We start from the raw sequence: 10,648 nt of genomic DNA, 5'->3' as shown, positions 1-10,648 counted from the left end.
CCGTACAGCAGTTTCAGGCCGAAGCGGGAAACCACGTTACCTTGCTCTTCGTGCAGGCCTTTAATCGCTCCAGCCACAATCCCGATAGACGAGAAGTTAGCAAAGGAGACCAGGAACACGGAGAGGATACCCACGCCGCGTGGTGACAGTTCAGCCGCCACTTTCTGCAGGTCCATCATCGCTACAAACTCATTCGACACCAGTTTGGTTGCCATAATGCTGCCCACTTTCAGCGCTTCATCAGCCGGCACGCCCATTACCCAGGCAAACGGGTAGAAGACATACCCCAGCACACCCTGGAAGCTGATGCCGAAGACGAAATCGAACAGGGCGTTGATAGCTGAAATCAGCGCGATGAAGCCGATCAGCATCGCCGCTACGATTACCGCTACTTTGAAACCGGCCAGAATGTATTCCCCCAGCATTTCAAAGAAGCTCTGCCCTTTGTGCAGGTCGCCCAGCGTCAGTTCTTCTTCGCTGTCTACATTGTACGGGTTGATGATCGACAGGACGATAAAGGTACTGAACATGTTCAACACCAGCGCGGCTACCACGTATTTCGGGTCGATCATGGTCATGTACGCGCCCACGATTGACATTGATACGGTAGACATCGCCGTTGCCGCCATGGTGTACATGCGGCGCTGAGACATTTTCCCGAGGATATCTTTATACGCAATGAAGTTTTCTGACTGACCTAAAATCAGTGAACTCACGGCGTTGAACGATTCCAGCTTGCCCATGCCGTTGATTTTAGACAGCACGGTACCGATAGCGCGGATCACAATCGGCAGGATACGGAAGTGCTGCAAAATCCCGATCAGTGCAGAGATGAACACGATAGGGCACAGAACATTGAGCCAGAAGAAGGCCAGGCCTTTGTCGCTCATATTGCCGAAGACAAAATTGGTCCCCTGTGCTGCATAGCTCAGCAGTTTGTCGAACAGACCAGCAAACCCTTTAACGAAGCCAAGACCCACTTCAGAGTTAAGGAAGAACCACGCAAGCAGCACTTCGATGACCAGAAGTTGAATAATAAAACGTACGCGGATGTTTTTCCGATCGGTGCTAACCAGTAAGGCCAACACGGCTACCATCACCAGCGCCAAAGCAAAATGAAAAATGCCTGACATGTGTGCTCCATTTTTGAAGGATGTTATATTTCGCTGCACATTCTATGTAACAGGAAACGGAAAAACGAGATCTAGAACACAATATAACAATTACCTATCACCCTCCCTGACATAATCCCCTGACTGATCACATCCTGATACTGTTTAAAAAAACACCCCAGGCATCGAAGGGATAAGCTTTTACTGGCGCACGAAAAGTGATTGCTCATTTTTTAGCTATGGAGTAGTTTGAAATCAAGGTATAGCCTTTGCTATATTTCTTAGTACTGGCTATCAGAGCGATAACGAAAACCCATTCAAATGCGCTTGATAATCATTATCATTTAAAAGACAATGATCTCATCGGGTGTTTAGGGGAATAACTATGTTTGAAGGCCGCACAGTAGAACAAACGGTTCGCGGATCGCGCAAAATCAAATTTGCGTTGATGGGCCCTGCGTTTATCGCGGCAATCGGCTATATCGATCCCGGCAACTTTGCGACCAACATTCAGGCGGGCGCTTCTTACGGCTATACGCTGCTGTGGGTGGTGGTTTGGGCCAACATCATGGCGATGGTGATCCAGTTGATGTCTGCCAAGTTGGGCATCGCTACCGGTAAAAATCTTGCTGAACATATTCGTGATCGTTTTCCGCGCCCGGCCGTCTGGTTTTACTGGGTGCAGGCTGAAATCATTGCGATGGCTACCGATCTGGCAGAATTTATCGGGGCGGCTATTGGCTTTAAACTGATTTTCGGCGTCAGCCTGTTGCAGGGTGCAGTGCTGACCGGCGTAGTGACCTTCCTGATCCTGATGCTGCAAAGCCGCGGCAAAAAGCCGTTGGAATTGGTGATTGGCGGCCTGCTGCTGTTTGTCGCCGCCGCTTACGTCATCGAGCTGTTCTTCTCCCAGCCAAAGATTTCCGATCTGGTGCAGGGGCTTGCGGTTCCTTCACTGCCAACAGCGGATGCGGTGTTACTGGCGGCTGGCGTGCTGGGCGCGACTATCATGCCGCACGTTATCTATCTGCACTCTTCTTTAACGCAAAATCCCGATGGCGGCTCGCGTGAACAACGCTACTCGTCAACCAAACTGGATGTCGCTATTGCGATGACCATTGCGGGTTTCGTCAATCTGGCGATGATGGCAACGGCAGCCGCCGCCTTCCACTTCAGCGGTCATACCGGCATTGCCGATTTGGATCAGGCTTACCTGACGCTGGACCCGCTCTTAGGGCGCGCAGCGGCGCTGGTGTTTGGTCTTAGCCTGCTGGCTGCTGGCCTCTCTTCGACGGTGGTGGGAACCATGGCTGGTCAGGTTGTGATGCAGGGCTTTATCCATATCCGCATTCCGATTCTGGTGCGCCGTGTCGTGACCATGCTGCCTTCCTTTATCGTGATCATGGCCGGTTGGGAGCCTACCCGCATTCTGGTGATGAGCCAGGTGCTGTTGAGCTTTGGTATCGCGCTGGCGTTAATCCCGCTGCTGGCTTTCACCGGCAACCGTGAGCTGATGGGCGATATGGTGAATTCGCGCGCTATGCAGTGGATAGGGAAGGTGATTGTGCTGGTGGTTGTAGCGCTGAACCTTTACCTGCTGGTGGCGATGGCGATGGGGCTTTAAGCCGCCTCCTCTGTTGCTAAGCCAATAAAAAGCCGACCTCAAGGGTCGGCTTTTTTGATCAATGGCGATGATCGTGGTCGTGATGACGTTCTTTCTCGTAATGGCGGTATTCACGATGACGCTCGTGATCACGCCATTTGCGTTCCCGCTCCCATTCATGATGGCGGCGTTTCGCTTCATGCCTGCGCCACTGCTCGTGTCGCCACCAGCGGCCTTCATCATAACGGTAATTGCTGCGCCAGTAGTGGTCATCGCGCCAGCGCCCGCCATCCCAGCGATTACCACGTGGATCGCGGTCACCAATATGCAGTGAGATCCCAGGAGCTAAGGTGATATTTGCGTTGTCGGCCTGCGCTGTGTGCATCGCCAACGGGGATAAACTTGCCACTAAGGTGGCAACAAGTAATAAGCGTTTCATTGGATCTCCTTATCAACGGTTCTACTGCTCCGTTGTGAAGCCAAGAGTATAAAGAGTTCGCTGCCGTTTCGCCTGGGGGATTCTGAAAAACCGGGTAAAGGGGAGATTTGAGATTTATCTGGAAAAACCCGCCGCAGGGCGCGGCGGGACTGGATCAGGCAAGAATGCTGTTAATTTTTTGCAGTTCAGCCTGGCTGAAATCACGCTTCTGCAGCATGCCAACCGCGTCATCGATCTGACTGGTTTTACTGGCACCAATCAACACTGAGGTCACACGGTTTTCACGCAGAACCCAGGCCAGTGCCATCTGAGAAAGCTTCTGCCCACGTTCCTGCGCCATCGCATTCAGTTGGCGAACCCTATCCATTTTTTCCGGTGTCAGCTGGTCGCCACTGAGGAACTGGCTGCCGCTGGCGGCACGAGAGTCTTCTGGAATACCGTTCAGGTAGCGGTCTGTCAGTACGCCGCCAGCCAGCGGGGAGAAGGCAATGCTGCCCACGCCTTCTTTGATCAGCACATCCAGCAGGCCATTATCCGGCGTCCGTTCGAACATCGAGTATTTGGGCTGGTGGATCAGACAAGGCGTGCCGAGCTGTTTCAGGATAGCAATAGCTTCTGCCGCCAGTGCTGCCGGGTAGTTAGACAGGGCGATATACAGCGCTTTGCCCTGGCGCACAATGTGGTCCAGCGCGCCCATGGTTTCTTCCAGTGGCGTTTCAGGATCCGGACGGTGGTGATAGAAAATATCAACGTAGTCCAGGCCCATGCGCTTCAGGCTCTGATTCAGGCTGGCAATCAGATACTTGCGGGAACCCCAGTCACCATAAGGGCCGTCCCACATGGTATAGCCTGCTTTGGACGAAATGATCAGCTCATCGCGGTACGGCGCAAAGTCTTCACGCAGGATGCGGCCGAAGTTTTCTTCAGCTGAGCCCGGCGGTGGACCATAGTTGTTGGCCAGATCGAAATGAGTGATACCGTTATCAAACGCATGGCGCAGCAGCTGACGGCTGTTATCCACGCGAGTGCTGTCGCCGAAGTTATGCCATAGCCCCAGTGAAATGGCCGGGAGCTTGAGGCCACTCCGTCCACTGCGGTGATAGGTCATTTTTTGATAACGTTCTGCATCTGCCTGATAAACCATGAATAAATCCTGTTCAGTAGAGGGCGGTTTATGTGAAAGCATAGCAGTGTATACGGTTACACCGAACCGGTTCGCGCGGTAGATCGCAACTTGAGGATAATTCTGAGGCGTAACGTCAGCTTGCCACTGCCGTCGTCAGCCAGTGCCTCATGCCTTGAAAATTATCGGTAATACTTGGCTAAGGACCACTGTGGAGAAAGACCTATGCAAAGTCTTACCGTTGGGGAGTATCTGCTGTCGCGTTTACGGGAAGCCGGGATTGGGCATCTGTTCGGCGTGCCGGGTGACTACAATTTGCAGTTTCTGGATCATGTCATTACCAGTAAGGAGATTGGCTGGGTCGGCTGTGCCAATGAGTTAAATGCCGCCTATGCCGCAGACGGTTATGCACGCTGCCACGGTGCGGCTGCCTTATTGACTACCTTTGGTGTAGGTGAATTGAGCGCATTAAACGGCGTAGCCGGGAGCTATGCAGAATTCTTACCCGTGATCCACATTGTCGGCGCACCTGCTACGGCAGCCGGGCGCGAAGGTCTGTTGTTGCATCACACTTTGGGTGACGGTGATTATCATCACTTCCTGCGAATGTCTCAGGAGGTGACAGTCGCTCAGGCCATTCTGACGCCTGAGAATGCGGTTGAGGAGATCGACCGCTTGCTGATTACTGCGCTGAGGGAACACCGGCCTGTTTATCTCTACTTAGCTACCGATGTTGCTGTGGCGAAAATCACCCCTTCAGCAACCTCACTGAGATCAGAGCTCGCCTGCGATTCAGCCGCAGTAGCGGCTTTTTCAGAGGCGGCTGACCAACTGCTGGCTGGCGCAAAAAACGTGGCGTTGCTGGCGGATTTTCTGGCCGATCGGGCAAAGCAGCAGGGCGCTTTGAAGCAGTTATTAATGGATGCGCCCATGCCTTTTGCTACCTTGCTGATGGGCAAGGGCGTCCTTCCGGAGCAACTGGCAGGCTTTGCGGGAACCTATGCTGGCGCGGCCAGCGCAGGCAATACGCAGCAGATTATTGAACAGGCCGACGTGCTGATTACGGTAGGCGTGGTGTATACCGACACGATAACCGCCGGGTTCACTCAGAATATCGACAGTCGTAAGACGATCGATATAGGCCTTTACAGCAGCAGGATCGGGGAAAGGACGTTCACACAGCTGCCGATGAGCGAGGCGATCAAAGCGCTTCAGCCGCTGGTTAAGCGTTATGCTGCGCAATGGCCTCAATCTGATATTTCTCCTCCCCCCCTCAATGATGTCCCTTCTGATGCCCTCACGCAGGACAGCTTCTGGCAGGCGATACAGCATTTTCTCCAGCCAGGTGATATTGTGCTGGCCGACCAGGGCACCTCGGCTTTTGGCGCTGCGGCGTTGCGGTTCCCGGAAGGCGTTACCTTTATCAGCCAGCCTTTATGGGGCTCGATTGGTTATACGCTGCCAGCCGCTTATGGCGCTCAGGTAGCCTGCCCGGATCGCCGTGTTGTGTTGCTCAGTGGCGATGGTTCGGCTCAACTGACCATTCAGGAGCTGGGATCGATGCTGCGTGATGGGATGAAACCCGTCATCTTTATCCTTAATAATGCAGGCTATACTGTCGAGCGGGCGATCCACGGCGAACATCAACGCTACAATGATATAGCCGCCTGGAACTGGACGCAGCTGCCTCAGGCGTTGAGTCTGCACTGCCAGGCTCAGAGTTGGCGGGTGGAGCAAACGGTGCAATTGATTGAAGTAATGCGGGTAATTGCGGAAAGCGATCGCCTCTCGCTGGTCGAGGTTGTGCTGCCACAGCTGGACGTGCCGCCGCTGTTACAGGCCGTCTGCAAGGCGCTAAATAAACGAAATTCTGCATAATGTTACAGAATTCAGATTGATGCCCGTGGGCAAGGACGCCGCGGGCAGGTAAGGTAGTCGATTAGCGTGCCTCACGTGCCTGTTTTGACGGGTGGGCGTTGTTGTTTGAGTGGGGGAAATTTATCGTGTGTTTAAATGACGTAAGCGGAGCAAAACAATAATGACTAAGTATGCTTTGGTAGGTGATGTTGGCGGCACAAATGCGCGCCTGGCACTGTGTGAAGTAGAAAACGGTGCCCTTTCACAAGCCAAAACTTTCTCCACAGCAGACTACGACAGCCTTGAAGCTGTGATCCGTTTCTATCTGGATGAACAGAAGCAGGAGATCACCGACGGCTGTATCGCTATCGCCTGTCCGATCACTGAGGACTGGGTTGAGATGACCAACCACGACTGGGCGTTCTCAACCAGCAAAATGAAGGCCAACCTGGGCTTCGAGCACCTTGAGATCATCAACGATTTCACCGCCGTCTCCATGGCCATTCCTATGCTGTCTGCAGAGGATGTGATGCAGTTTGGCGGCGGCAAAGCGGTCAATGACAAACCTGTAGCGGTTTACGGCGCAGGAACCGGTCTGGGCGTTGCGCATCTGGTCCACGTTGACAAGCGCTGGGTAAGCCTGCCAGGCGAGGGCGGTCACGTCGATTTCGCTGCGAACAGCGAAGAAGAAGACCTGATTCTGGAAGTGCTGCGTGCTGAACTGGGCCACGTCTCTGCGGAGCGCGTGCTGTCTGGCGCAGGTCTGGTGAATCTGTATCGGGCTATTGTTAAATCAGATGACCGGGTGCCGGAAAATCTGAAGCCGAAAGATGTCTCGCAACGTGCGCTGGATGACAGCTGCACCGATTGCCGTCGCGCGCTGGCGATGTTCTGCGTGATCATGGGCCGCTTTGGCGGTAACCTGGCGCTGAACCTCGGTACCTTTGGCGGCGTATATATCGCTGGCGGTATTGTGCCTCGCTTCCTTGAGTTCTTTAAATCGTCAGGTTTCCGTGCTGCCTTTGAAGATAAAGGCCGCTTTAAAGACTACGTGCAGACTATCCCGGTGTTCCTGATTACTCACGATCAGCCTGGTTTGCTGGGGGCCGGTGCGCACCTGCGTCAGACCCTGGGCAGCGTTCTGTAATCACGTAGTATCAGGGTCGGTTTTCCGGCCCTGACCTTCGGACTCTCCCCGCTATAACCGCATCAGTTGGCGAAACTCTTTCACTTTGCTACGACTGACCGGCACCTGAAATTCCAAATCCCTTAACTTCAGCATGTAGGTGTTATTAAACCAGGGTTCTATTTCGCGGATTTTGCTGAGGTTGATGCAATAAGAGCGATGGCAGCGGAAAAACGCCTCTTCAGGCAACCGGCTACAGAATTCGGTGAGATTCATCGACATCACATACGCTTCCCGCCGGGTATACACAAACGTCATCTTCTCATGCGCCTCGGCGTAGTAAATGTCGTTGATATCGGTGACGATAATCCGCTCATCCTTGACCAGGTTAATGGTGTGGACTGAACTGCGTACGGCTTCAGGATTACTTTGGTGCGCGGCCTGCTGCAAGGTGTTTTCGACTTTGCGCAGCATAGTGATAATACGCATCTCATGATAGGGCTTGAGAATGTAATCAAACGCCTCAAGTTCGAAAGCATCGACCGCATGTTCTTTATAAGCGGTAATAAAGACGATCAGCGGCTTCTGCGCGAACTTACTGATATTCTGCGCCAGCAACACGCCATCCAGTGACGGAATATTGATATCAAGAAAAATCACGTCAACCTGGTGCGTTTGCAGGTATTTCAGCACGTCCAGACCATCGTCAAACGTGGCTTCAAGGGTCAGCTGGCTGTGTTGTCTGATTAGCCAGCTCAGCTCCTGCTGGGCCAGAAATTCATCTTCAACAATAATCGCTTTCACATCATATTCCCGGAGTTTGCGGAGCGTTATGCCCGTAAAGAGACGCTTTCACTGGCCGGTAAAGCCGTGCCGTTTTTACTGATATAAAAGGCGATTTCCGTGCCCGGATTGCGTCGGTGAATATGCAGCCCTTCACCATAAAGCAGCTTCACCCGATGGTGAACGTTGAGCAGGCCAATCTTGTTGCCTGGCATTTCATTGTTCTCCACCCTCGCCATCACTTCTTCGCTAATGCCATTGCCGGTATCGCGCACCGCAATACGGATCCTGTCGCCCTGATCTTTCAGGCTGATGGTGACCACGCCTTTCCCCCGGCAGGGATGAATACCGTGCACGATAGCGTTCTCTACCAGCGGTTGAAGCAGCAGGCTGGGCAGCGCGCAGTTTACGTCTTCATCAATGTCATAAATCACCGTCAGCTTGTCGCCAAAACGGGCCTGCTCGATGGCGATATAATCTTTGACCTGGTACAGCTCTTTCTTGATGTCGATAATCTCATCGTCATTGAGTTCCAGGTTGTAGCGCAAGTAGCGAGCCAGATTGGTGATCAGCTGGCGGGCCGTGTCCGGATTCATGCGGATCGACGAGGAAATGGCATTCAGGGCATTGAACAGGAAATGCGGATTGATTTTACTTTGCAGTGCCCGCAGTTCGGCTTTATTCGCCATCTCACGAAGCTGCTCCGCGCGGGAAACTTCAAGCTGCGTGGAGATAATCTGCGACAGGCCAACCGCCATCTCTTTTAGCGACCAGGTGATGCGGTGCGCATGGCGATAATAAATTTTCAGCGTGCCGGTCACTTCCCCTTTTTCCCACAGCGGGATGACGATCATCGAGTGAATTTCCGGGGTGCGGTGCGCTTCATCGTTATTTTTGATGATGATCTCGCCATTGGCGATGGATCGGGCGGTGGTTGGGCTGATCTCATCGTCGCCGTTACGGTAGTTCGTTTCGCCCACGCCGACATACGCGAGGATCTGGTTTTTATTGGTAATGGCGACGGCATCGGCATGGATATCGTTGCGGATAATGTCGCAAACCTGGCGCAGCGACTGACTGTTAACCTGTCTGAACAGCGGCAGTGTTTTGTTCGCTATCTCCAGCGCCAGCTTTGCCTGCCTCGCGGCAATCGCCTCTTTCTCGCCTTCCACACTCTGGATCAACAGCACAATCAACCCGATGCTGACAGCCCCCAGGATCATCGGAACGGCAATTTCAGAGACGATCTCAATACCTAATGTCGTTGGGTTGGCCCAGACTAGGATCAAAATCATGGTCAGCGATTCACACAGCATGCCGCCGATAATGCCCACGCTCCAGCGCTTCTCTTTCACCACTTTAAGGTTGATATAGCCAGAAACTACACCGGCAATGATGCTGGTGATCAGACAGGGAACGGAACTGACCCCATCCATATCGATCAGGAATCGGTGTGACCCAGCCACCACGCCAGTAATAATCCCGACCCATGGGCCAAACAGAATGCCGCCGGACATGATGGCGATAGTGCGAACGTTAACCAGCGAGCCATCAACGTTGATGCCGCTCCAGGTGCCGAACAGGGCAAACAGCGAAAAGATGGCGGTAACGGCCACCAGTTCCTGGCGTGAATGCTCATCTTTCTGCAACAGCTGGCGGAAGTGGCGCGTGCGGGTCATAAAGAACAAACAGATCAGCATTAGCGCAGCGCGATCCAGCACGGCTAACAGCATTTCAAACATCGAGTGCACGGGCGCCTCGGCGGGGGAAGGGGGAAAAGGGCTATGATAAGGAAAGCGGGCGGGATGTGCCAGGTATCGGCGCATTGATTTAGGCTGATGCCTGTCTGGATCAATTTCGGTCGGCTATTTATTCACCACGAAATGGATTGCCTCGCAGTGCCAGAAGACAGCCTCTCTGGCTTGCTGGCGGGATTTGCGGAAATCCCAGTCAGCAAAAGGGGATACCCTTTTTCAGCGATCGAGAATGCCCGGCCTGGCGCTTCGCCACAGAGATCGTCCTCTGCTACGTATTTTTCCCTCGATTGGGTTATATTGCTGCCAGTTACCCCTGAACACGTGGCGGTAAACGTGGCGGAAATTCTCATCCAGCCCGCGTTTAAAGCGGAAATTAAAAGGGCTACGTTTTCATAAGTCTTCCCCTTTTGTGAGGAAACTATGCATCTGTTCACTGAACGGCTGGAGCTGAAGGGCTTGCAGCCGGAAGACTGGCAACTTTTTCATCGGGTCCATACCGATAAAACCAGCATGGAATTTATCAGCGCCGTGCCGCAGTTGGCCGATATCCGCCAGCGTTTCCAGGATCGGTTAGCGCCGTGGCAGGTCACCAGTTTTCATATGTTGTGCCTGACCGTGCGGCTGAAGAGTAGCGGGGAAGTGCTGGGGCTGATTGGCGCTAATGCCGAATGGCTACCTTATCGTCAGGCAGAAGTCGGCTATTCCTTCCTGAGCGGGCACTTTGGTAGTGGCTACGGCAGCGAGGCAGTAGGCGCGTTAGCGGGATACCTTTTTGAACACTGCGAATTCCATAAACTCAAAGCTCAGGTTGTGGAAGGAAACTGGGCATCCCGGCGGGTGCTGGAGAA

At 53.3% G+C, this 10,648-nt stretch carries 9 protein-coding genes and 1 pseudogene; 4 read left to right on the top strand and 6 right to left on the bottom strand.

Going from position 1 to position 10,648, the window contains the following annotated elements; translation table 11 throughout:
• The coding region (locus WCC56_RS20515) for a NupC/NupG family nucleoside CNT transporter (protein ID WP_424694159.1) at window positions 1-1,133 on the bottom strand (1,133 nt) is incomplete at its 3' end.
• Between the two features lie 364 nt (window positions 1,134-1,497).
• Between WCC56_RS20515 and WCC56_RS20510 the strand changes: the two genes are divergently transcribed.
• Complete coding sequence (locus WCC56_RS20510) at window positions 1,498-2,736, top strand: Nramp family divalent metal transporter (RefSeq protein WP_424694158.1); 1,239 nt, start codon at window positions 1,498-1,500, stop codon at window positions 2,734-2,736.
• Window positions 2,737-2,794: 58 nt separating this feature from the next.
• On the opposite strand, the gene WCC56_RS20505 is transcribed toward WCC56_RS20510, so the two are convergent.
• Both WCC56_RS20505 and WCC56_RS20500 read right to left on the bottom strand, forming a co-directional pair.
• Complete coding sequence (locus tag WCC56_RS20505) at window positions 2,795-3,154, bottom strand: DUF2502 domain-containing protein (RefSeq protein WP_424694157.1); 360 nt, start codon at window positions 3,152-3,154, stop codon at window positions 2,795-2,797.
• A 154-nt stretch (window positions 3,155-3,308) separates the two neighbouring features.
• Window positions 3,309-4,298 carry an aldo/keto reductase gene (locus WCC56_RS20500; protein WP_424694156.1) on the bottom strand — a complete coding sequence of 330 codons (990 nt, stop codon included), beginning with the start codon at window positions 4,296-4,298 and terminating at the stop codon, window positions 3,309-3,311.
• A gap of 204 nt (window positions 4,299-4,502) precedes the next feature.
• Between WCC56_RS20500 and WCC56_RS20495 the strand changes: the two genes are divergently transcribed.
• Together WCC56_RS20495 and glk are read left to right on the top strand one after the other, a co-directional pair.
• On the top strand, window positions 4,503-6,155 hold the full coding sequence (locus WCC56_RS20495; protein ID WP_424694155.1) for an alpha-keto acid decarboxylase family protein: 1,653 nt from the start codon (window positions 4,503-4,505) through the stop codon (window positions 6,153-6,155).
• A gap of 160 nt (window positions 6,156-6,315) precedes the next feature.
• Window positions 6,316-7,281, top strand: a complete 966-nt coding sequence (gene glk / locus WCC56_RS20490; protein WP_424694154.1) for a glucokinase — start codon at window positions 6,316-6,318, stop codon at window positions 7,279-7,281.
• Between the two features lie 51 nt (window positions 7,282-7,332).
• Here the strand turns inward: glk and WCC56_RS20485 are convergent, their stop codons facing one another.
• The 3 genes and pseudogenes from WCC56_RS20485 to WCC56_RS20475 all read right to left on the bottom strand — a co-directional run.
• The gene (locus tag WCC56_RS20485) at window positions 7,333-8,064 is read right to left on the bottom strand and encodes a LytR/AlgR family response regulator transcription factor (protein ID WP_424694153.1); all 732 of its coding nucleotides are present in this window, start codon (window positions 8,062-8,064) and stop codon (window positions 7,333-7,335) included.
• A 26-nt stretch (window positions 8,065-8,090) separates the two neighbouring features.
• On the bottom strand, window positions 8,091-9,776 hold the full coding sequence (locus WCC56_RS20480; protein WP_424694160.1) for a LytS/YhcK type 5TM receptor domain-containing protein: 1,686 nt from the start codon (window positions 9,774-9,776) through the stop codon (window positions 8,091-8,093).
• Between the two features lie 135 nt (window positions 9,777-9,911).
• Window positions 9,912-10,163, bottom strand: a pseudogene (locus WCC56_RS20475) (YbiU family protein); the annotation flags it as partial.
• 57 nt (window positions 10,164-10,220) lie between these two features.
• Here WCC56_RS20475 and WCC56_RS20470 point away from each other — a divergent pair.
• The coding region (locus WCC56_RS20470; protein WP_424694152.1) for a GNAT family N-acetyltransferase at window positions 10,221-10,648 on the top strand (428 nt) is incomplete at its 3' end.

This window comes from Erwinia sp. (genome assembly GCF_049696395.1).
Classification (GTDB): domain Bacteria; phylum Pseudomonadota; class Gammaproteobacteria; order Enterobacterales; family Enterobacteriaceae; genus Erwinia.
The sequence above is the reverse complement of the archived record's forward strand: the minus strand, read 5'-3'. Positions and strand labels throughout refer to the sequence as shown.

Excerpts from the sequence above, each read along its gene's own strand:
- WCC56_RS20510 (WP_424694158.1), top strand. The coding sequence starts at position 1,498 with ATGTTTGAAGGCCGCACAGTAGAACAAACGGTTCGCGGATCGCGCAAA.
- WCC56_RS20495 (WP_424694155.1), top strand. The coding sequence starts at position 4,503 with ATGCAAAGTCTTACCGTTGGGGAGTATCTGCTGTCGCGTTTACGGGAA.
- glk (WP_424694154.1), top strand. The coding sequence starts at position 6,316 with ATGACTAAGTATGCTTTGGTAGGTGATGTTGGCGGCACAAATGCGCGC.
- WCC56_RS20500 (WP_424694156.1), bottom strand. The coding sequence starts at position 4,298 with ATGGTTTATCAGGCAGATGCAGAACGTTATCAAAAAATGACCTATCAC.
- WCC56_RS20480 (WP_424694160.1), bottom strand. The coding sequence starts at position 9,776 with ATGCTGTTAGCCGTGCTGGATCGCGCTGCGCTAATGCTGATCTGTTTG.
- WCC56_RS20505 (WP_424694157.1), bottom strand. The coding sequence starts at position 3,154 with ATGAAACGCTTATTACTTGTTGCCACCTTAGTGGCAAGTTTATCCCCG.